General features: G+C 68.8%; 19 protein-coding genes. 11 read left to right on the top strand and 8 right to left on the bottom strand.

Going from position 1 to position 19,981, the window contains the following annotated elements; translation table 11 throughout:
- Positions 1–86: 86 nt before the first annotated feature.
- From V1318_RS09780 to V1318_RS09755, 6 genes are all read right to left on the bottom strand, one after another.
- Positions 87–578, bottom strand: a complete 492-nt coding sequence (locus tag V1318_RS09780) for a nuclear transport factor 2 family protein (protein WP_332939454.1) — start codon at positions 576–578, stop codon at positions 87–89.
- A 198-nt stretch (positions 579–776) separates the two neighbouring features.
- Positions 777–1,475 carry a hypothetical protein gene (locus V1318_RS09775; protein WP_332939453.1) on the bottom strand — a complete coding sequence of 233 codons (699 nt, stop codon included), beginning with the start codon at positions 1,473–1,475 and terminating at the stop codon, positions 777–779.
- A gap of 113 nt (positions 1,476–1,588) precedes the next feature.
- Complete coding sequence (gene rlmM, locus V1318_RS09770) at positions 1,589–2,659, bottom strand: 23S rRNA (cytidine(2498)-2'-O)-methyltransferase RlmM (protein WP_332939452.1); 1,071 nt, start codon at positions 2,657–2,659, stop codon at positions 1,589–1,591.
- Positions 2,660–2,790: 131 nt separating this feature from the next.
- The gene (locus V1318_RS09765) at positions 2,791–3,357 is read right to left on the bottom strand and encodes a nucleoside deaminase (RefSeq protein ID WP_332939451.1); all 567 of its coding nucleotides are present in this window, start codon (positions 3,355–3,357) and stop codon (positions 2,791–2,793) included.
- Positions 3,354–3,812, bottom strand: coding sequence for a hypothetical protein (locus V1318_RS09760; protein ID WP_332939450.1), 459 nt, complete (start codon positions 3,810–3,812; stop codon positions 3,354–3,356). The genes V1318_RS09765 and V1318_RS09760 overlap by 4 nt, the downstream gene beginning before the upstream one ends.
- A 5-nt stretch (positions 3,813–3,817) precedes the next feature.
- Positions 3,818–5,575, bottom strand: coding sequence for a glutamine--tRNA ligase/YqeY domain fusion protein (locus V1318_RS09755; RefSeq protein WP_332939449.1), 1,758 nt, complete (start codon positions 5,573–5,575; stop codon positions 3,818–3,820).
- 259 nt (positions 5,576–5,834) lie between these two features.
- On the opposite strand from V1318_RS09755, the gene V1318_RS09750 reads away from it, so the two are divergent.
- A complete protein-coding gene (locus V1318_RS09750; protein WP_332939448.1) occupies positions 5,835–6,113 on the top strand; it encodes a DUF2007 domain-containing protein in 279 nt (92 codons plus the stop codon).
- Between the two features lie 88 nt (positions 6,114–6,201).
- Positions 6,202–6,720: an adenine phosphoribosyltransferase gene (locus V1318_RS09745; RefSeq protein WP_332939447.1), complete on the top strand. Its 519-nt coding sequence runs from the start codon at positions 6,202–6,204 to the stop codon at positions 6,718–6,720.
- 300 nt (positions 6,721–7,020) lie between these two features.
- Here V1318_RS09745 and V1318_RS09740 read toward each other — a convergent pair whose 3' ends face one another.
- A complete protein-coding gene (locus V1318_RS09740; protein WP_332939446.1) occupies positions 7,021–8,670 on the bottom strand; it encodes a peptide-N4-asparagine amidase in 1,650 nt (549 codons plus the stop codon).
- Positions 8,671–8,952: 282 nt separating this feature from the next.
- Between V1318_RS09740 and msrA the strand changes: the two genes are divergently transcribed.
- Entirely contained in the window at positions 8,953–9,612 is a 660-nt protein-coding gene (msrA, locus tag V1318_RS09735; RefSeq protein ID WP_332939445.1) for a peptide-methionine (S)-S-oxide reductase MsrA, read from the top strand.
- A 74-nt stretch (positions 9,613–9,686) separates the two neighbouring features.
- Here the strand turns inward: msrA and oxyR are convergent, their stop codons facing one another.
- A complete protein-coding gene (gene oxyR / locus V1318_RS09730; RefSeq protein ID WP_332939444.1) occupies positions 9,687–10,640 on the bottom strand; it encodes a DNA-binding transcriptional regulator OxyR in 954 nt (317 codons plus the stop codon).
- Between the two features lie 176 nt (positions 10,641–10,816).
- Here oxyR and V1318_RS09725 point away from each other — a divergent pair, with 176 nt between their 5' ends.
- From V1318_RS09725 to V1318_RS09690, 8 genes are all read left to right on the top strand, one after another.
- Positions 10,817–11,356, top strand: a complete 540-nt coding sequence (locus tag V1318_RS09725) for a peroxiredoxin (protein WP_332939443.1) — start codon at positions 10,817–10,819, stop codon at positions 11,354–11,356.
- Positions 11,357–11,718: 362 nt separating this feature from the next.
- A complete protein-coding gene (locus V1318_RS09720; RefSeq protein ID WP_332939442.1) occupies positions 11,719–12,252 on the top strand; it encodes a carboxymuconolactone decarboxylase family protein in 534 nt (177 codons plus the stop codon).
- 196 nt (positions 12,253–12,448) lie between these two features.
- Positions 12,449–13,279, top strand: a complete 831-nt coding sequence (gene prmC / locus V1318_RS09715; RefSeq protein ID WP_332939441.1) for a peptide chain release factor N(5)-glutamine methyltransferase — start codon at positions 12,449–12,451, stop codon at positions 13,277–13,279.
- Between the two features lie 85 nt (positions 13,280–13,364).
- Positions 13,365–14,312 carry a prolyl aminopeptidase gene (gene pip / locus V1318_RS09710; protein WP_332939440.1) on the top strand — a complete coding sequence of 316 codons (948 nt, stop codon included), beginning with the start codon at positions 13,365–13,367 and terminating at the stop codon, positions 14,310–14,312.
- Between the two features lie 472 nt (positions 14,313–14,784).
- Entirely contained in the window at positions 14,785–17,163 is a 2,379-nt protein-coding gene (locus V1318_RS09705) for a glycosyltransferase family 2 protein (protein ID WP_332939439.1), read from the top strand.
- Positions 17,160–17,951 carry a hypothetical protein gene (locus V1318_RS09700; RefSeq protein ID WP_332939437.1) on the top strand — a complete coding sequence of 264 codons (792 nt, stop codon included), beginning with the start codon at positions 17,160–17,162 and terminating at the stop codon, positions 17,949–17,951. Before V1318_RS09705 ends, V1318_RS09700 begins: the two co-directional genes overlap by 4 nt.
- 13 nt (positions 17,952–17,964) lie before the next feature.
- Positions 17,965–19,089 carry an ABC transporter ATP-binding protein gene (locus tag V1318_RS09695; RefSeq protein ID WP_332939436.1) on the top strand — a complete coding sequence of 375 codons (1,125 nt, stop codon included), beginning with the start codon at positions 17,965–17,967 and terminating at the stop codon, positions 19,087–19,089.
- Positions 19,090–19,977 (top strand): glycosyltransferase family A protein, encoded by an 888-nt coding sequence (locus V1318_RS09690; protein ID WP_332939435.1) that lies wholly within the window; start codon positions 19,090–19,092, stop codon positions 19,975–19,977.
- Positions 19,978–19,981: the final 4 nt, after the last annotated feature.

Raw genomic sequence — 19,981 nt, 5'->3', positions numbered from 1 at the left:
GGAACCGGCAATGTACGGCAAAGCCCGCGCATCGCGTGCGCCCGGGTTTGCGTTTCCCGACGCGTCCGCGCCGGGCCCGCGCCCGCTCAGGCGTTGGGGCGGTGACCGTAGCTGAGCACGCGGGTGATCTGCCAGACGCCGTCCTTGAGACGCCAGACGATCGTGAAATCGGCCAGGCCTGCGCAGTCGCCGCTGGCGAACTGGCAGAAGCGGTGCGAGCCCTGGGCGATGGCGCCGAAATCCTTGATCGGGAACACCTTGAGACTGCCGGGAATCAGCTCGCGGCGGAAATGGCCGCACACGTGTTTTTCGGTGTTGGCGAGCATGTCCTGACGCGACCAGGTGACCCCGCCGGTGTCGTGATAGAACTCGACGGCGGCGTCGAAGTAGCCGGCGTGCTTCTGCAGCTGCCCCGGTGCGCTGCAGGTGTTGAACGCGTCGAACACCGCGGTGTCCAGCGCCGCGATGGTTTCGAACAGGGGATCGGCGGCCGGCTTGGTCTCGGCCGCGGGACCGGCGTGGGCGCCTGGCGCGACTACGGCGAAGAAGGCGGCGAGCAGCGGGAGGAGCTTCTTCATGGGGTTCGGAGTCGGCGGCCAGGGGATCGTCCGCCCGACTATACGGTTACCGCCGCCGCGCGCATCTGGCGGAAGGCACGGACCCCAATGGCAAGCCCGGCTATGCGCAGACACCGAATACGCGACGCCCCGATCGCTCGGGGCGTCGCGCTGAGGCTTGCATGGCGGGCGCGCGTTGCGGCCCACCGGGTTTGGCGCTTACATCCTGCCTTCCAGTTCGCGCGGGCTCAGGTAACCGTCGCCGTCGGTGTCGAGCAGCAGGAAGTCCGCGGTCAGCGCCGCGTGGCCGCCGGCCTCGGCGCGGTTGATGCGGCCGTCGCGATCGCCGTCCAGGGCCGGGAAGTCGATGCGGTAGCCGACGCTGGCGCGCGACACCGGCGGCGCGGTGGTGGCCTGGGCGGTGGCGTCGGCGGCGGCCTGCGCGCGCAGGCTGGCGTCGGCGGCCGCGCTGCTGGCATCGCGCGCCGCCAGCGCGGCCTGACCGGCTTCGGCGGCGGCGCCGACCGGGTTGGCGCCGGTCTGCGCGGCGGTTTGCGCGGCCTGCGCGTCCTGCGCCGCGTTCACCGCGCGGTGGGCGGCGTGCTGGGCGTCGAGCGAGGATTGCTTGGCCTGGTAGGCGGTCGCGGCCGCGGTCGCCGCGCCGTGTTCGGTGACGGCGCCGCCCTTGCGCGCCTCGGCGGCCGCGCGTGCGGCGTTGCGCGCGGCGTCGGCGTCGTCGCGCGCATTGCGTGCGTCGTCGACCGCGACCTTGGCGTCGGCGTTGGCGTTGATCTGCGCGCCGACCTTGGATTTGGCCTGTGCCCAGCCGTGCGTGCTCAAGCCGCTGGCGGCGAGCGCCAAGGCCAACAGCGAGATACGGCTCAGGCGGGTACTGCGTTTGAGCGCATGCGGGTTCATCGGCGACCTCGTGCGGTGTGGGGCAGGGCGACCCTAGACCCGAGGCGGTCAATCCGATGTAAACGAGCGCAACGCCCGCTGAACGCGGCGCCGCGACGATGATGAATGCGGCTTCAGCGCGGCCGCGCGTACACCGTGATCTCTTCGCGGTCGTGATAGAGCTGGCGCGCGCGCACGACCAGCGGCCGATGGGTCTGGTGTTCGAACAGTTCCAGGCACACCCGGGTTTCTTCCCAGCGCTTCTTCATCGGCAGCTTGAGATTGAAGATGGTCTGCCGGCACCAGCCTTCGCGCAGCCAGGTGGCCATGCGTTCGGCGACGCGGCTGGGCTGCTCGACCATGTCGCAGACCATCCAGTCGACGGTGCGGCGCGGCTGCCATTGGAAACCGTCGGCGCGCAGGTGATCGACGCGGCCGCTGTCGAGCAGGGCCTGGCGCAGCGGACCGTTGTCGACCGAGGTCACCTTCATGCCGTTGCGCATCAGCACCCAGGTCCAGCCGCCGGGCGCTGCGCCCAGATCGGCGGCCTGCATGTTGTCGCGCACCAGGCGCTCGCGCTCTTCGTCGTCCAGCAGGGTCAGCAGCGCTTCTTCCAGCTTCAGCGCCGAGCGGCTGGGCGCGTCCGGGTGCATGCGCAGGCGCGGGATGCCCAGCGGCCACGGCGAGGCGTCGCGGGTGTCGGCGACCGCGACCAGGGCGTGGTCGCCGTCGAGGAAGACGATGTGCAGGCGCGGGCGCTGCGCGTCGTCCTGCGCGGTGAGGCGGCCGGCCTTGCGCAGGGCCGGGCGCAGCGCGTTGCCGAAGCTGCGCGCCAGGCCGGCCAGCGGCTTGCCGGCGTCGGAGTCGGGATGCTCCACCCACAGTTCGCCGTACAGCGCCGGCACCGCGCCGGCCGCGATCTGGGCGTCGAGCGCGGCCAGGATCGGGCTGATGCGGTCGCGCGGGTCCAGCCCGCGCAGGTCGGCGACGCGCAGCAGTTTCTGGCGCGCGAAGATCAGGCGCGACAGCGGCAGGGCGCGCGCCAGCGCGGCCGCGTCCTCGCACAGGAATTCGACATAGCCGCTGCCGCGCTCGGTGCGCGCGTAGCCGGGGTGGCCGGCGACGGCGGCGCGTTCGCCGAGTTCGGCCGCCAGCTCGGGCTCGAAGCCGGCGCGGCACCAGCAAAACAGCGCTTGCTCGGTCATCGTTTGAACTCGCTATGGCTTGTGGGTAGGAACGGCGTAAGCCGCGACCGCGCCGACACGAAGGTCTGCGCGGCTCGAGGGCAGAGGGGGTCGCGGCTTACGCCGCTCCTACCCCAAAGCGGAGCGATGCCTCAGTAGGCTACGCCGCTTTCGCCGTAGCGCCGCAGCACCTCGCGCGCGGCCTCGCGGTGCAGATCGCGGCGCACGGCGATGCCGCGGCGTTCGAGTTCGCCGATCCAGTCCGCCGGCAGCGGGCCTTCGTCGAATTCGGTCAGGGCCATCACGTCTTCGGAGCGCGCGCCGATCAGCAGGGTGTCGATGCCGGCCCAGAAGCTGGCGCCGTAGCACATGCAGCAAGGCTGGGCCGAGGTCGCCAGAGTGATGGCGCCGGCTTCGTTCAAGCGGTAGCGGCCCAGCGCGGCCTGCGCGGTCATGAAGGCCATCATCTCGGCGTGCGCGACCGAACAGGTCTGCGGCACCACCCGGTTCACGCCCACGCCGATCACGTGGCCTTCGTGGTCGAACACCGCGGCGCCGAACGGACCGCCGCTGCCGACTTCGATATTGCGGCGCGACAGTTCCACCGCCAGCGCGACCTTGTCCTCGTCGGCGGGGTAGCGGCGCTCGCGATCGACCGCACCGTCGATCCAGTCGGGCAGCAGCAGCTCGACCCTGGCCTGCAGCGGGGCGGCGCTCACATCGGCGCTCCGAGCTGGGGCGCGACGCCGCGGCACTGGCCCTGGACGCAGGCGCAGCCGGCGATCACCGGCGAGCCGCACATCGACATCTTGCCTTCCTTCGCGCACTGCGCCATCACCGCCGACGGGTCGGCCGGGCTGCCGCGGTTGACGCAGGCGTTGTACTGGCCGCAGCAGTTGCCGACGTTCTTGACCACGCAATCGTTGTCGCTGGCGCAGCTCAGGTCCATGTCGATCGCCAGCGGTTCCAGCGCTTCGGAACGCTGGCCCGGGGTCGGGAACGGCGCCGCCGGCGGCGCGGCTTCAGGCGCGGGCGCCGCGGCCGCGGGCGCCGCGGCCGCGGGCGCGGCGGTCGCGCTGTCCGCCGCAGGCGTGGGCGCCGGCGCCGAACAGGCGGCCAGCAGCGACAACAGCAGCGCGGCCAGCAGCGCGACGGCGGATCGGCGCAGGCGCACGGCGTTCATTCCTTGCTGGCCCAGGTGTCGCGCAGGGTCACGCTGCGATTGAACACCGGATGCGCGGGGCTGTGATCGTGGCGATCGGCGACGAAATAGCCGACGCGCTCGAACTGGAACGCGGTCTCGGGCGCGGCCTGCGCGGCCGAGGGCTCGACGTAGCCGATGGTGGTGCGGCGCGAGTTCGGGTTGAGGTGGTCCTGATAGGTCTTGCCGTCGCTGTCGTCGTCCGGCGCGGCGACATCGAACAAGCGGTCGTACAGGCGCACTTCGGCCGCGACCGCATGGCGCGCGCTGACCCAGTGGATGGTGCCCTTGATCTTGCGGTCGGCGCCGGCCATGCCGGGGCGCGACTCGGGGTCGAGGCTGCCGCGCAGTTCGACGATCTCGCCGGCGGCGTTCTTGATCACTTCGTCGCAGCGCAGGATGCCGGCGCCGCGCAGGCGCACTTCGCCGCCCGGAATCAGGCGCTTGTAGCCCTTGGGCGGGACCTCCTCGAAGTCCTCGCGCTCGATCCACAGCTGGTTCGAGAACGGAACCCGGCGCGCGCCGAAGCTTTCGTCCTTGGGGTGGTTGGCGAAGTGCAGCGATTCCTCGTGCTCGTCGCCCAGGTTGGTGATGACCAGCTTGAGCGGGTCGATCACCGCCATGCGCCGCGCCGCGGCCGCGTCGAGATCCTCGCGCAGGCAACCTTCCAGCACCGAGTAGTCGATCACCGAGTTCTGCTTGCTCACGCCCAGGCGTTCGACCCACAGGCGCAGCGACGCCGGGGTGTAGCCGCGGCGGCGGATGCCCTGCAGGGTCGGCATGCGCGGATCGTCCCAGCCGTCGACCAGCTTTTCCTGCACCAGCACCATGAGCTTGCGCTTGCTCATCACGGTGTAGTTGAGGTTGGCGCGCGAGAACTCGATCTGGCGCGGGATCGCGGCCTCGTTGGGCAGGCCCTTGGCTAGCAGCGGCGCCAGCAGCTCGGGCGAATTCGGCAGGTCGACCTTGGCCACGCACCAGTCGTACAGCGGGCGGTGGTCCTCGAACTCCAGCGTGCACAGCGAATGGGTGATGCCTTCGCAGGAATCGCTGAGCGAATGGGCGAAGTCGTACATCGGGTAGATCGGCCAGGCGTCGCCGGTGTTTTGGTGGGCGACCTTCTTGATCCGGTACAGGGCCGGATCGCGCAGGTTGATGTTGCCCGAGGCCATGTCGATCTTGGCGCGCAGGGTGCGCGCGCCGTCGGCGAACTCGCCCGCGCGCATGCGCCGGAACAGGTCCAGGTTCTCCTCGACGCTGCGGTCGCGGTAGGGCGAGTTGCGGCCCGGCTCGTTGAGGGTGCCGCGGTAGGCGCGCACTTCCTCGGCGCTGAGGTCGCAGACGAAGGCGTCGCCCTGGCGGATCAGCTTCTCGCCGGCCAGGTAGAACAGTTCGAAGTAGTCCGAGGCGTGGCGCAGCTCGGCCCAATCGAAGCCCAGCCAGCGCACGTCTTCCTGGATCGCGGCGACGTATTCGGGGTCTTCCTTGGCCGGATTGGTGTCGTCGAAGCGCAGGTTGCAGCGCCCGCCGAACTCCTGGGCGATGCCGAAGTCCAGGCAGATCGCCTTGGCGTGGCCGATGTGCAGGTAGCCGTTGGGCTCGGGCGGAAAGCGGGTGCGGATGGCCGCGTGCTTGCCCGAGGCCACGTCCTCGCGAACGATTTGCCGGATGAAGTCGTTCTTGACCGGCGCGGCGTCGGGGGCGGAATCGGTGGCGGGGGCGGACTCGACGGACATGCGGCACTTACGGGGAGGGAAGAACGCCCAGTTTAGCCGCTGGCGGGTGTCCGTGCCCTGTCGCGGCGGGCGCGGCTGGGAGAGCGGCGGCGATTTCGGTCGGGAAGGATGCGGTTCGCGGCCCGCGGACCATGGCGGCGGCGCGGTCGCGGCTCACGCCGCTCCCGGCCAAGCGGGGATGGGGCGTCTACGCGCTCGGGGCCGGCCGGCGTATGCTGGAAACCGGACCGAATGGCCGCTGGGCCGAAGGATCGCGACGATGAAGGTCGTTTACGAAGCCGCCAATCTGATCGACGCCCACCTGGTGCGGCACGCGCTGGAAGCGGCCGACATTCCGGTCTTCCTCAAGGGCGAGGCGCTGCTGGGCGGGATCGGCGAACTGCCCGTGTTCGGCATGGTCCAGGTCTGCGTGCCGGAGGCGGCCTGGCCGCAGGCGCGCGACATCGTCGAGCAACTGTCCCTGGGCGAGGCGCCGCAAGCGCAGGCCGAGCAGGACGACGAACCCGACCCCGGCGCGATCGGCTGGCTGCCGGCCTGAGCCGGCCGCCGCGCTTCCCTTTCCGATTATCGCGGCGCCGGCGCCGGCCGACGTCGCGTTCCCCAGGTTGTTCTTCAGCAGGACCCGCATGCAATCGATTCGAAACCTGATCCGCGACGTCGCCGATTTCCCCAAGCCGGGCATCGTGTTCCGCGACGTCACCCCGCTGCTCGCCGACGCCGGCGGCTTCGCGCGCTGCATCGACGCGTTGGCCGAGCCCTGGCAGGGCAGCCAGGTGCAGGCGGTGTGCGGGATCGAATCGCGCGGCTTCATCTTCGGCGCGGCGCTGGCGCAGAAGCTGCACGCGGGCTTCGTGCCGCTGCGCAAGCCGGGCAAGCTGCCGCCGCCGCTGGTGTCGGTGGACTACCAGCTCGAATACGGCAGCGACCGTCTGCAGGCGCGCGACGACGCCTTGAAGCCCGGCGAGCGCACCCTGATCGTCGACGACGTGCTCGCGACCGGCGGCACCCTGGAAGCGGCGCGCACCCTGGTCGAGCGCCTGGGCGGCGAACTGGTCGGCGCGAGCGTGCTGATCGAACTGGCCGCCCTGGGCGGCCGCGGGCGCTGGCAAGGTCCGGCACGCTTGCATGCTTTGTTGAGCTATTGAGCGCTGCCCGCAAGCCGGCGGTCCCCCGTAGGATGCGGTGAGCCGCAGGCGAACCGCGTCGTCGCGGGGTAACGGACAACCGCGACGATGCCGATTCGCGCGACGGTGCGGTTGCCACCGCACCCTACGGCCCCGGGCCCACCCGACCAAGCGATCGCCCCCGTACCGACCCCGTAGGATGCGGTGAGCCATAGGCGAACCGCATCGTCGCGGAGCAGCCCATAGCCGCGACGATGCCGATCCGCACTCAATCGCGTGCGGGAGAAGGTGGGGTGAGGCCGCGCCAACGGCGCGAGTGCTTCAAGGCGCGCCGCAGCGATACTTATCCACGTTCACGTAGCCATTGCTCTGCCCGATCTCATGGTCGTAGCAGCCCTGGCGGCCGTAGCGCTGATGCCGCTGCGTCGAATGGCCTACCGCATGGCGTTGATCGCGCGGCACGCCGTAGTTCCAGCCCGCCTCGCCGTCGAAGCGATTGCGCTTGAGCTGCGCGATCGGCGCGGCGCCCGGCGCCGGTGTCTGCAAGACGTTGGCGTCGTCGTAGATGCTCAGCGCGGTGGTCACCCGGTAGTGGTCCTCGACCGGCTCGAAGCTGAGCAAACCGTCGAAGCCGAAACTCTGCGAATTCACCGCCACCGAAGGCAGGCCGCCGCCGATGCGGGTCACGGTCTCGGTGTCGTCCCAGTCGCCCTTGACGCCGTCGTGGTACTCGCCCTCGTCCCATTGGTGCAGGTTGCGATTGCCGACGATGCGGTCGACGTGGGTGATCACGCGGCCCTTGGAGGTTTCCAGCCAGCCGCTCGCGCGCAGGCGATGGCCGCCGCGGGTGTCGACCTGGAAACGGCCCGTGGACGGGCTGCTGTAGGCCGGATCGTTGGCCAGCGCGCCGAGTTCGTAGCCGAGCAGCCCGCCGCGCGTGACCGCGCGGCCGGGATCGCGCCAGACCTGCAGGTTCGGCTGCAATGTCCAGCCCGAGGCGCCGTCGGGCAGGTTGGCGACGCGGAAGCGGACCTCGTGCGGGCGGCCGTCGTTGACCAGGCCGATGTAGGGCGTGAGTTCGTAGCGGATCGGTTCGATGTTGAACGCGCGCGGCGCCGGCATCACGTACCACAGGAAGGGATTGGACCAGCCGCCGGTATAGATGTGCGGGTAGGGCATGGCGATGCCGGCGACGCGGCCGTCGATCAGCACCTGCACCTCGCGATAGGGGCCGTGCTGCGCGGGGCAGGAGTAGTCGGCCTGCGGCGGCGCGGTGAAATACCAGAACTCCTCGCAGCCGCCGCCGGAGCCGGTGGCGTAGACCTCGGCGACCCAGCGCTGCGCGTTCGCCGGCAGGGTGGCGTCGCCGACCTGGTCGGCGCCGTCGCGGCGCTCGCCGGCCAACGCCACGACGCTGTCGGCGGCGGCGAGGGCGGGGTGGCGGCGATCGGCGTTGTAGAACGTCACCCGCGCCTTGATGTGGATCACGCCGGTGTAGGTCTGGTTGACCACGTTGCCCAGGTACATGCGCACCTGCTGCGGCGACTCGAGCAGGCTGGCGTAGGCGCTGATGTCCTTCTCCACATGCCATTGAATGCCTTCGCGCGAAGGCTCGGGCGTGCTGGTCGAGAACACGGTCATGCCGCCGATCTGCAGATAGCCCAGGCGGTCGTACTGCACGCCCTTGACCGCGCCGTCCATCTCCAGCACGACCTTGTTCCAGGGCCCGGGGCAGGCCGCCGGCGGCGCGATCTGGCCGTAGTGCCAGTCGAAGTCGGCGAAGCTGGTGTCGAGGATCTCGACCGTGCAATGGGCGGTCGGCGGGCGCGCGACCGCGGGGTCGGCGGTGCGCGGGTCGTCCCAGTCGCCGCCGAATTCGTCGGCGGCCAGCGCCGGCGCGGCGTTCAGCAGGGCAAGGCCGGACAGCAGGGTGGAGGCGCACCAGGCGCGCAGGCTAGCGTTCGCGGGCATATCGGTCGGTTCCTTGGCGGGGGAGGTCCTCGCCGCGGTCGCGATGCCGCCGGCGCGGCATCCCCCTGTGGACCGGGCGGAGCCCTGCGAGCATCCTGCGATCGCGCGCGGCGGACCGCGAACGCGGTCGCGGTTCTCGCCGCGGGTCCGCGATCGCCAACGCCGGTCGCCATTTCGGGTGGGCGACCGGCGCCCCGGCGCCGCGTCGAAACCCTTGAAACAGCGGGCCCGGCGCCGCATTTCTGAGCCACGGATTCCCCCGTGATCGCACCGGAGTCGGACATGCTGGGTATCGGCGCCTACAAACAACGTCTGCCGCAGGCGCAGGACGCGCTGCCGGGCCGCGACCAGCCCTTGCCGCTGCACGACGCCCACTACGTGCACGGCCGGCCGTTGCGCGGCGGGCCCGATGCGTTCGCGGGCCTGGCCCAGGTGCAGTTCGGCATGGGCTGCTTCTGGGGCGCGGAGCGCAAGTTCTGGTCGCTGCCGGGCGTGGTCACCACCGCGGTCGGCTACTCGGGCGGCTACACGCCCAATCCGACCTATCGCGAAGTCTGCAGCGGCCAGACCGGCCACACCGAGGCGGTGCTGGTGGTCTACGACCCCGCCCAGGTCTCGTTCGACAGCCTGCTGCAGACGTTCTGGGAAAACCACGACCCGACCCAGGGCATGCGCCAGGGCAACGACGTCGGCACCCAGTACCGTTCGGCGATCCATTGCGGCGACGAGTCCCAGTACCGCGCCGCGCTGGCCAGCCGCGACGCCTTCCAGGCGCGCCTGCACGAGGCCGGCTACGGACGGATCAGCACCGAGATCGTGTTTCCGGCGCCAAGCTTCTACTACGCCGAGGACGAGCACCAGCAGTACCTGGCCAAGAACCCGATGGGCTACTGCGGCCTGGGCGGCACCGGCGTGAGCTGCCCGATCGGCGTGGGCGGCTGAGGGCGAGACGAGGTTCGCTGCGCGCCCCGGCGCGGCGCTGAAGTGCGGAGCGACGGGCCGCGGGTGCGTTCTCGTCAGTGCGCGCGTTCGGCGCGGCGGCGCGGCTTGGCCGCTGCCGGCGGCTTGGGCGGTTGCAGCAGCGCCTGCGGCAGCTTGCGCAGTTCCGCGGCCAGTTCGCTGAGAAAGTCCGACATCGCCGAACTGCGCCGCCACAGCATGGCGATCTGGCGATGCGGAGCGTCGCCGCGGAAACGCAGCAGTTGGATATCGGGCGAGGCCGGCACCGGCGGCTGCACCGCCAGCATCGGCAACAGGGTGATGCCGACCCCGGCCGCGACCATCTGGCGCAGGGTTTCCAGGCTGGTGGCGCGGAAACCGTCGCGCTCGTCGGCGCCGGCCAGGCGGCACACGTCCAGGGCCTGGTCGCGCAGGCAGTGGCCTTCCTCCAGCAACAGCAGGTGCTGATCGTCCAGGTCGTGCAGTTCCAGCGAATCCTGCGCGGCCATCGGGTGCTGTTGCGGCACCGCGAGCAGGAAGGGTTCGTCGAACAGCGGTTCGATATGCAGCTGATCGTCGTGCACCGGCAGCGCCAGCAGGCCGGCGTCGAGGCGGCCGTCGCGCAGGCGGGCCAGGATCTGGTCGGTTTTCTCCTCGACCAGCAGCAGTTCCAGGCGCGGGAAGCGTTTGCGCAGGCCCGGCACCACGTGCGGCAGCAGATAGGGGCCCAGGGTCGGGAACAGTCCCAGGCGCACGGTGCCGGCTTCCGGGTCCTGGCTGCGGCGCGCGATCTCGCTCATCTGCTCGACATCGGCGATCACCTTGCGCGCGCGATCGGCGATGTCGCGCCCGACCGGCGTCAGCATCACCCGCCGCGGCGCGCGTTCGACCAGGGACACGCCCAGCTCGTCCTCCAGCTTCTTGATCTGGGTCGAGAGCGTGGGCTGGCTGACGAAACTGGCGGCGGCGGCGCGACCGAAGTGCTTGTGATCGGCCAGCGCGACCAGATATTTGAGGTCGCGGAGATTCATACGGCGATCGGCTCGGGTTCCGGAGGAATGTTCATTGAGGTAGGCTATCGCCATCATAGGAACAATTCATTTCTTTAATCAAATGCTGTCCTGCAACATAGCGTCATCGGATGCGGTCCGCGGCATCCAACCCCCCTTTGCTACCCCTTCCATCCCTTAATCAAGGAGTTGTGCGCATGCTTTCCATCGGCGAAAAGTTCCCGAAATTCAAGGTCAAGGCGACCGTCGGCATCGAGAGCCTCGACAGCGCCTTCGCCGACATCGACAACGACACCTACAAGGGCAAGTGGCTGCTGGTGTTCTTCTACCCGAAGGACTTCACCTTCGTCTGCCCGACCGAGATCAAGGGCTTCGGCGACCTCAACCAGCAGTTCCTGGACCGCGATTGCCAGGTCCTGGCCGCGTCGACCGACAGCGAGTTCGTGCACCTGGCCTGGCGCAAGGACCACAAGGACCTGCGCGACCTGCCGTTCCCCATGCTGGCCGACATCAAGAAGGAACTGACCTCGGCGCTGGGCATCCTCAGCGACGAAGGCGTGGCCCAGCGCGCGACCTTCCTGGTCGATCCGGAAGGCGTGATCCGCTTCGTCTACGTCACCGACGGTTCGGTCGGCCGCAACCCGCAGGAAGTCCTGCGCGTGCTGGACGCCCTGCAGACCGACGAGCTGTGCCCCTGCAACTGGAACTCGGGCGACAACACGCTGAAGGTCGCCTGATCCGTCAGCCGGATCGGCGAGCCAGGCCGCGGATCTCCGTGGGTCGCGCCCGGCTCCGACCTCAGCGTTAACGTCCGGTTTCACCTGCGCCGCCTGCGAACGCGGTCGGCGCAGATCTTTTCAGGCACCACCCGCACGCGGGCCGGTTTCACCCCCGGCTCTCCCCTCCCTCCCGTGCGGGATGCCCGCAGCCGGGGTACGCCCCGGCTGTTTTTATCGCCGCGCCGCGACCCGCAGCGCAAGACCGCAGCGAACCCGTCGTCCGCCAGCCGCTGGCCCCGCGCCGCATGCCAGCCAGCGTCGACGCCGGCTCGCGCCCCCGATTCCATCGCTGCGCTATCGCAGCCTCCAGGAGCCCTTCGATGAGCCTTTCCGATCTTCGCAACTCGCTGCCCGACTACGCCAAGGACCTCAAGCTCAACCTCGACAGCGTGCTCAGCGACGCCGGTGCGCAGGGCCTGGACGGCAAGCAGATCCGCGCCATCGCCCTGGCCTCGGCGATCGCCTCGCGCCACAAGCCGCTGGTCGCCGCGATCGAAACCTTCGCCGCCGAGCAGCTTTCGCCGCAGGAGCTCGACGGCGCCCGCGCCGCGGCGGCGGTGATGGCGATGAACAACATCTATTACCGCGCCACCCACCTGATCGAGAACCAGGAATACGGCCAGCTGCGCGCCGGCCTGCGCATGAACGTGATGGCCAACCCCGGTATCGACAAGATGAGCTTCGAGCTGGCCTCGCTGGCGGTGTCGGCCATCAACGGCTGCGGCGCCTGCATGGACTCGCACGAGCGCGTGCTGCGTAAGCACGAAATCAGTGCTCTTGGTGTGCAAAGCGCACTGAAGATCGGGGCCGTGATCCATGCGGTCGCGGTGACCCTGGAACAGCAAGCGGCTTGATCCGCATCCGATCGCGACGCGTACGGCCCCGAACGGTCGCACGCCTGTCCGTGCACCCCGACCGCCGGCCACTGTGCCGGCGGTCGCTTTTGCGGCCGCGGATGCGGGCAGCGGCCCGCGCTCGCGTAGGATGTGCCGCTGGATTCGCCGGGCGCGGAGCGCGCCGGCGCAGAACCGCACGGGAAGGACACCGACGATGAACCGCATCGACCTGCTGCTGCGCGAAGCCAGGGGCCGCCTGGACGACGGCGCCGAAGCCGAGCTGCTGCTCGCCCATGCCCTGGGCAAGCCGCGCAGTTGGCTGTTCGCGCACGGCGACGACGTGATCGCCGAGGAACTCGCGCGCCGTTACCGCTCCCTGGTCGCGCGCCGCGCCGACGGCGAGCCGGTCGCCTATCTGCTCGGGCAGCGCGGCTTCTGGAGCTTCGACCTGCGCGTGACGCCCGCGACCCTGATCCCGCGCCCGGAAACCGAACTGTTGGTCGAGCTGGCGCTGGCGCGCCTGCCCGCCGGCCGGATCGCGCGCATCGCCGATCTCGGCACCGGCAGCGGCGCGATCGCGCTGGCGCTGGCGCGCGAACGTCCGGCCGCGCGCGTGGTCGCCACCGACGCCAGCGAAGACGCCCTGGGCGTGGCCGCCGACAACGCGCGCGCGCTGGCGCTGGCCAATGTCGAATTCCGCAACGGCGACTGGTACGCGCCGCTGGCCGGCGAGCGCTACGAACTGGTCGTGAGCAACCCGCCCTACATTTCCGAGGACGACGCCCACCTCGAACAGGGCGACCTGCGTCACGAGCCGCGCACCGCGCTGGCCTCCGGCGCCGACGGCCTGGACGCGATCCGCGCGCTTGCCGCCGGTGCGCTCGCGCACCTGCAGCGCGGCGGCTGGCTGCTGATCGAACACGGTTGGGAGCAGGGCATGGCCGTGCGCGGCCTGCTGCGCGACGCCGGCCTGGTCGAAGTCGCCACCGAGCGCGACCTCGAAGGCCGCGACCGCGTCACCCTGGGGCGCGCGCCGGCCGACTGAGCGCAGGCGCGCAGCGCGCGCATACGCTATCGCCCGCGCGCCACGCCTGAGTAGACTCGAACCATTCCGTCAGCGAGATTCCGCGATGCGCACGCTCTATCCCGAGATCGAACCCTACGACGTGGGCAGGCTCCAGGTCGACGACCGCCATACCCTGTACTACGAGCAGTGCGGCAACCCCGACGGCAAGCCGGTGGTGCTGTTGCACGGCGGGCCCGGCGCGGGCTGCAGCCCGAAGATGCGCCGCTTCCACGACCCGGCCAAGTACCGCATCGTGCTGTTCGACCAGCGCGGCAGCGGCCGCTCGACCCCGCACGCGGACCTGGTCGGCAACGGCACCTGGGAACTGGTCGCCGACATCGAGCGCCTGCGCGCGCGCCTGGGCATCGAGCGCTGGCAGGTGTTCGGCGGATCCTGGGGGTCGACCCTGGCCCTGGCCTATGCCGAAACCCACCCGCAGCAGGTGACCGAACTGGTCCTGCGCGGCATCTTCATGCTGCGCCGCTGGGAGCTGGAGTGGTTCTACCAGGAAGGCGCATCGCGCCTGTTCCCGGATGCCTGGCAGCACTACCTGGCCGCGATCCCGCCGGTCGAGCGCCACGACCTGATCAGCGCCTACCACCGCCGCCTCACCAGCGACGACGAGCGCCAGCGCCTGGCCGCCGCGCGCGCCTGGAGCGTGTGGGAAGGCGCGACCAGCTTCCTGCACGTGGACGAGGACTTCGTCAGCGGCCACGAGGACGCCGCCTTCGCGCTCGCCTTCGCGCGCATCGAGAACCACTACTTCGTCAACGGCGGCTTCTTCGAAGTCGAGGACCAGCTGCTGCGCGACGCCCATCGCCTGGCCGGCATCCCCGGCACCATCGTCCACGGCCGCTACGACGTGGTCTGCCCGGTGCAGAACGCCTGGGACCTCAAGCAGGCCTGGCCGGGCGCCGAACTGACCATCACCCCGGCCTCCGGGCACTCCGCCTTCGAGGCCGAGAACGTCGACGCCCTGGTGCGCGCGACCGATCGCTACGCCGCCGGCTAAACGCTCCCGTTTCCCGCAATGCCCCGAACCGGCCGGTAGCGCGCAGCTACCGGCCGTTTTCGTTTGTGCTACGACAGGCCGTCGTGGAATCCGGCGATCGGCCGCCCATTCTCCATACAGAAAATTTCCGCTCGCCGGGCGCATGAAGAGTGCGTCGGACGTGCCGTCCGCGGCCGAGCGTCCGCCTCGGCGGGAACTGCGCGATTTCTCCCTCAAGTTTCAGCGAAGCGTGCTTTAGCAGCGTGCCGCCCCGGGCCGGCGGCTGCGGTTCGGCGATCCGCTCCAGGACGCGTGGGGCGGCAAGGCGTTCATAAATGGATAACTGAATCCTAATTAGGTTGATATTCTCTAAACGGGATGAAAAGATCGTTTGGCGGGTGGGGGCGTGTCGGTTGAGTTGCGTTGCGGCCGCCGTATTCGAAGTGCCGGGCGACGGGACGCAGCGTCAGAAATGCATGAGGGGCGTGTTTTGATGTTCAGGCGGTTGTGGGGGGGCATCGTGCGGCGGATTCCCGGTCGCGCGGTAGCGTTGGAGCTGGTTCCGGTTCATCAGCTGCGCGTCGTTGGCCGGGGCGATGCCTGGGAATGCAATGCCGAGGGCGACGACCCTCGCTTCGATCTTCGCGCGCGTCCCGGCTACGCGCTGCCGGCACCGGGCTGGTACCAACTGCGCGTGGCTTTCGAACTGGGCGAGGGCGGCATCGTCGCGCCCTGCCTATACCCGGACTACGGCGAAGGCCAAAGCGAACACACCCGGATCGCCGTCGCCGAGCCCGTGCGCTCGGGCGAGTACCTGCGCACGGTCGTGCTTATCAATGCTCCGCTCAGAGCACTGCGCTTCGATCCGACCCAATGCGCGGCCAGCTTCGGCGTGCGCGGATTCCGGATGCGGCGCATCTCGCGGTTGCGCGCGGTGCTAGGGATGCTCAGAGGCGTGCGGGGCGGCGGCTTGCGACCGGGCGGCCTGCGCCTCTGGTCCGATCTGTTCCGCTTTCTCCGCCGTGCCCTGCGCGAAGGCGTAAGCGACGCGGCGGAGACTTTGAAGCAGCAATACCGCGATGCCCTGCGCGACCGGGCCCTGTCCTATCAACAGTGGGTCGTCCGCTTCGACGCGAAGCCCGTCGCCGCCGATCGCCACGATGACATCGCTCGGCCGGACCGTATCGAGCTGGGGCCGGACGCACCGGAGATATCGCTGGCGCTTGCGATCGGCGATGTCCAGCCAGCGTTGCTCAAGCGCTGCATCGACAGCGTGCTCGGCCAGAGCTACGGCCGCTGGCAGCTGTGCGTGGTCGCCGACGCCGCTGGCGCGCCCGCTGCGACGAGCCTGCTGCACGAATACGCTTCGCGCGACAGTCGCATCTGCTTGCAGTTCGGCGAGGGTCGCTACGGTGGCGGCGAGCTGGCGGCCAACGAGGCCATCGGCCTGGCGAAGGGCCGCTACCTGGCCTTCCTCGGGCAGGACGACGAATTGTCCGTCGATGCTCTGCGCGAGGTGGCGCGCGCGATTGCCGAGCACGCCGATGCGCGCCTGCTGTATACGGATGAGGACAAGATCGATACGGCCGGCCGGCGCTGCGAGCCCAACTTCAAACCGGCCTGGAACCCGGACCTGCTGCGGTCGCAGAACTACCTCTGTCATCTCACCGCGATTCATCTCGACCTGGTCAAAGAAGTCGGATGCCTGCGCGCCGGCTTCGAGGGCGCGCAGCATCACGATCTCGTGTTGCGCTGCGTGGAGCGCCTGCGCGATGAGCAGATCGTGCACATTCCAAGAGTGCTCTACCACGCCAGAACGCTCCGGCACGGGGCGGCAACCGGCGTCGCCGCTGCGACGAAGGAAGCGGGGCGACGCGCCGTCGAAGAGCATCTGGCCAGGATAGGACGCCCTTCGCGTGTCGAGATCACGGATCACGGCTACTACCGCGCATTGCGGGATCCGAGTCTGGCTACGCCGTCGGTCACGGTGATAGTGCCCACGCGGGATCGCGTCGACCTGCTGCGGACCTGCGTCGAAAGCGTGCTGGCCCGGACCGCTTACCCGAACTTCGAGCTGGTGGTGGTCGACAACGGTTCGGTGCAATCGCAGACGGTCGACTATCTGCGCGAGCTGGCCGCTCGCGAGAAGGTCCGGGTACTCGATTACCCGCACGAGTTCAATTTCTCGGCGATCATCAATCGCGCCGTCGCGAAGAGCTCCGGCGAGATCGTATGCATGCTCAACAACGATACCGAAGTGATAGGGCCAGATTGGCTGGGCGAGTTGGTACTGCATGCGACGCGCGAGGAGGTCGGTGCGGTCGGCTGCATGCTCTACTTCCCGGGAGACACGATCCAGCACGCGGGCGTGATACTCGGCATCGGCCTCGGAGGGATCGCGGGGCACGCCCATCTCAATCTGCGCAGGGGCAGCAACGGCTATCTCGGTCGCGCGGGAGTCGTGCACAACCTGACCGCCGTGACCGGTGCCTGTCTGGCGGTGAGGCGCCGGGTATTCGATGAGGTCGGCGGCATGGACGAGGGCCTCGCCGTCGCCTTCAACGACATAGACCTGTGCCTGCGCATCGACGCGCTGGGCTACCGCAACGTGTGGACGCCCTTCGCAGAGCTCTATCACCACGAGTCGGCCAGTCGCGGCCAGGACAACACGCCGGAGAAGCGCGCCCGCTTTATCGCCGAGTCGGAAACGATGCTCAATCGCTGGGGCGAGCTGCTGGGCAGCGATCCCGCCTACAACCCCAATCTGTCGCTGGAAAGTCCGCACTTCGAGCTCGCCTTTCCACCACGCACGAGCATCAGCCGCACCAGTCGCGGCGGACGATCGAATGCGCTCTCCAAGGTAGCGTCATGACCCTGTTGTTCTCCCACTTCCTGCAAAGCCTGCGCCGGCCCGATCACTGGGTCTACGGCAGTTGGCTCGATACCGTCACCAAGTACCGCAAGACGCGCTTGGGCGCGCTGTGGACACTGATGCCAACCGCGGTCTACGTGTGGGGGCTCGGTGGCTTCCTCGCCGCGCTGCAGCCCGGACTGGACCAGGCGCGTTTCCTGGCACACATCGGTGTCGGCTTCGTGGTCTTCAGGCTGATGTCCACCGTGCTTAGTGACGCCACGTCGATGTTCTTGACCTACAAACCCTACATATACGACGGACATCTGCGCCTTACCGACTACGTGCTGCGCACCCAGGCGCGGGCCTTCTACTACTTCGTCCTGTCGCAGCCGATCGTCGCGATCGTGGTGATCGCGTCGCCGGCCGTGCAACCGATGGGCATCGTCGGCTCTCTGGGCGGCCTGGTCGTGGTCATGGTCAATCTGTTCCTGTACGCGGTGTTGCTGGGCGCGGCCGGAGCCAGGTTCCCCGACATGCACGAGTTCATGTCCAGCGCGATGATGGTGTTGTTCCTGATCACGCCCATCGTCTGGTATCCGGAATCCGCGCCAGCCGGAACGCCCCACGGCGCCTTGATGCGCGCCAACCCCTTCCATCACCTGATGATCGCGATCCGCGGCCCGCTGCTGGGCGAGCCGATCGAGCCGATGACCTACGTCTATCTGGGGGTGATGACCCTGTTGGGGCTGCTCGGCGCCGCCGTGGTGTATCGGGGCGCGGCTCGACGCATACCCATTTGGCTTTGAGGAGTCTGCATCCATGGTCTACTTGCGGGCACGCGATGTGTCGCTGGAATTTCCGATGGAGGCGCAGTACGCGTCTCCGCCGACCGCATCCTTCTTCCGATCCACCATGGCGGGCAGCACGCGCCGCTACGTAACGGTCCTGTCCAGGCTGAGCTTCCTCGCCGAGGAAGGCGACAGGATCGCGCTGATGGGGCTGAACGGCGCCGGCAAGACCACGCTGCTGCGCGTCCTCAACGGCGCGTTCCTGCCCAGCTCGGGCACGGTGGAAAGCCGTGGGCTTACCCAGTCGCTGTTGAACGCGACCCTGGGTTTCGCGGAGTACGCGACCGTGAGCGAGAATGTCATGCTGCGCGGCACCGCGATGGGCTTGCGTCTGCGCCAGATCCAGGGCGTGCTGGGCGATATCCTGGACTTCGCCGGGCTGGGCGAGCGCGCCAGTCACCGCTTGCATACGCTGTCGGCCGGCCAGCGCATGCGCCTGGGCTTTGCCATATCCACCGCCGTTCAGCCCGACATCCTGCTGATGGACGAATGGATCGCCACCGGCGACGCCGTGTTCGTCGAGCGTGCGCGTAACCGGCTGACGGGACGCATCAACGGAAGCCGCATCGTCGTGCTCGCCAGTCATGGCGCGGAGCTGCAGAAGCGGCTGTGCAACAAGGCGCTGGTGCTGGACAAGGGGCGGATGCGCTACTACGGCGATATCGACGAGGGTCTGTCCGTCTATCGCAGCATCGTGTCGGCGGCCAGCGCCGAACTGCGCGCGCAGGTGGCCGCCAACGATCCGCTGTTGTTCGGCAGTTCCTCCGGAATGATCGAGCGGGTCCGGATCGTCGACCGGCGGATCGATCTGGAGGGCTGGGCGGTCGACGAAAGGGGCAGAGAGGTCGCGGTGGTATGCATCGAAGCGGGCGGAGTGCGCGAGCCTGCTACGCCCGAGCGCGTGGATCGCGAGGACGTCCGTCTGTTTCTGGCCAAGGGGGTCGGAAAGTTCGGTTTCCGGGTGAGCCTGTCCGCGCCCGGGAATCATGATCCGGAAGACCTACTGCGCGGCCTCAGGGTAAGCGCCGGAGCGTCGATGGACAGATTGGGCGCGCCCTTGACGATGGCGAGAGCGGCCGTGGTGGAGGTTTGCTGAATGAAAATCATGGACATAGTGAACAAGACGGTACTGCGCACCGCTCCGGAGGATCGCGATCGGGAAGGAGCGATGCGGGACGTGGTCGGCGTCGTCGTGCGCTTTCACGACTGCGGATCGCTGGGAAAACTGGAACGTGCGATTCAGAGCCTGCATGCGCAGACCGGCGTCGCCGTCCAACCCATCGTGGTGACCCAGCGTTTCGGCGAGGCCGAGTTGCACAAGACCCTACAGGCCGTCCAAGGCCAGTGGTTCTTCAAGTGGCTGCCCCAGCCCGTGGTGGTCAATTACTCGGACGGCAAGAGCGGGGATGCCCGTTCGGCGCTGATGAATCTGGGAATACAGGAGAGCCTGAAGCGCAAAAACCGCTTTCTGGCCTTTCTCGACTACGACGACATCCTCTACTCCCATGCCTATGAGGTGCTGCGCAAGCCTTTGATGAACAGCGAAGCGGCCGTTTCCTTCGCGGGCATGGAGCAGGCGCGCGCAGTCGGATTGCGCGACTACGACTTCATCTACGAGGTCAGCAGCCCCTATACCGGAAAGAACAAGTTGGACCTGATCAAGGACAATTTCTGTCCCTTGCACTCCTACATGGTCGACTGCGCCAAGGTCGATCGGGATCGGTTGTACTTCCATTCCGAGCTGTCCCGGGTCGAGGACTACGATTTCCTGCTGCGGGTGGCTGGGCCGAATCCCTGCGACTTCTCAGCGTTGGGGCGCAGGATCGGCCTGTACATCCTGCGCAGCGACAACAGCAACAGCACTCCCAGCCGCAACGGCGGCAAGGAGGATGCCGAGAAGGAGCGGGTCTGGAAGAAGAACCGCGACAAGCTGGATCGGCTTCGCAGCACTTATCCAATCAACCTCTTCGCGTCCGACTTCTAGGGAT

Source organism: Lysobacter sp. CCNWLW3 (assembly GCF_036697405.1).
Lineage (GTDB): Bacteria > Pseudomonadota > Gammaproteobacteria > Xanthomonadales > Xanthomonadaceae > Lysobacter.
The sequence above is the reverse complement of the archived record's forward strand: the minus strand, read 5'-3'. Positions and strand labels throughout refer to the sequence as shown.

Excerpts from the sequence above, each read along its gene's own strand:
- V1318_RS09780 (WP_332939454.1), bottom strand. The coding sequence starts at position 578 with ATGAAGAAGCTCCTCCCGCTGCTCGCCGCCTTCTTCGCCGTAGTCGCG.
- V1318_RS09775 (WP_332939453.1), bottom strand. The coding sequence starts at position 1,475 with ATGAACCCGCATGCGCTCAAACGCAGTACCCGCCTGAGCCGTATCTCG.
- rlmM (WP_332939452.1), bottom strand. The coding sequence starts at position 2,659 with ATGACCGAGCAAGCGCTGTTTTGCTGGTGCCGCGCCGGCTTCGAGCCC.
- V1318_RS09755 (WP_332939449.1), bottom strand. The coding sequence starts at position 5,575 with ATGTCCGTCGAGTCCGCCCCCGCCACCGATTCCGCCCCCGACGCCGCG.
- V1318_RS09750 (WP_332939448.1), top strand. The coding sequence starts at position 5,835 with ATGAAGGTCGTTTACGAAGCCGCCAATCTGATCGACGCCCACCTGGTG.
- V1318_RS09745 (WP_332939447.1), top strand. The coding sequence starts at position 6,202 with ATGCAATCGATTCGAAACCTGATCCGCGACGTCGCCGATTTCCCCAAG.
- V1318_RS09740 (WP_332939446.1), bottom strand. The coding sequence starts at position 8,670 with ATGCCCGCGAACGCTAGCCTGCGCGCCTGGTGCGCCTCCACCCTGCTG.
- msrA (WP_332939445.1), top strand. The coding sequence starts at position 8,953 with ATGCTGGGTATCGGCGCCTACAAACAACGTCTGCCGCAGGCGCAGGAC.
- oxyR (WP_332939444.1), bottom strand. The coding sequence starts at position 10,640 with ATGAATCTCCGCGACCTCAAATATCTGGTCGCGCTGGCCGATCACAAG.
- V1318_RS09725 (WP_332939443.1), top strand. The coding sequence starts at position 10,817 with ATGCTTTCCATCGGCGAAAAGTTCCCGAAATTCAAGGTCAAGGCGACC.
- V1318_RS09720 (WP_332939442.1), top strand. The coding sequence starts at position 11,719 with ATGAGCCTTTCCGATCTTCGCAACTCGCTGCCCGACTACGCCAAGGAC.
- prmC (WP_332939441.1), top strand. The coding sequence starts at position 12,449 with ATGAACCGCATCGACCTGCTGCTGCGCGAAGCCAGGGGCCGCCTGGAC.
- pip (WP_332939440.1), top strand. The coding sequence starts at position 13,365 with ATGCGCACGCTCTATCCCGAGATCGAACCCTACGACGTGGGCAGGCTC.
- V1318_RS09705 (WP_332939439.1), top strand. The coding sequence starts at position 14,785 with ATGTTCAGGCGGTTGTGGGGGGGCATCGTGCGGCGGATTCCCGGTCGC.
- V1318_RS09700 (WP_332939437.1), top strand. The coding sequence starts at position 17,160 with ATGACCCTGTTGTTCTCCCACTTCCTGCAAAGCCTGCGCCGGCCCGAT.
- V1318_RS09695 (WP_332939436.1), top strand. The coding sequence starts at position 17,965 with ATGGTCTACTTGCGGGCACGCGATGTGTCGCTGGAATTTCCGATGGAG.
- V1318_RS09690 (WP_332939435.1), top strand. The coding sequence starts at position 19,090 with ATGAAAATCATGGACATAGTGAACAAGACGGTACTGCGCACCGCTCCG.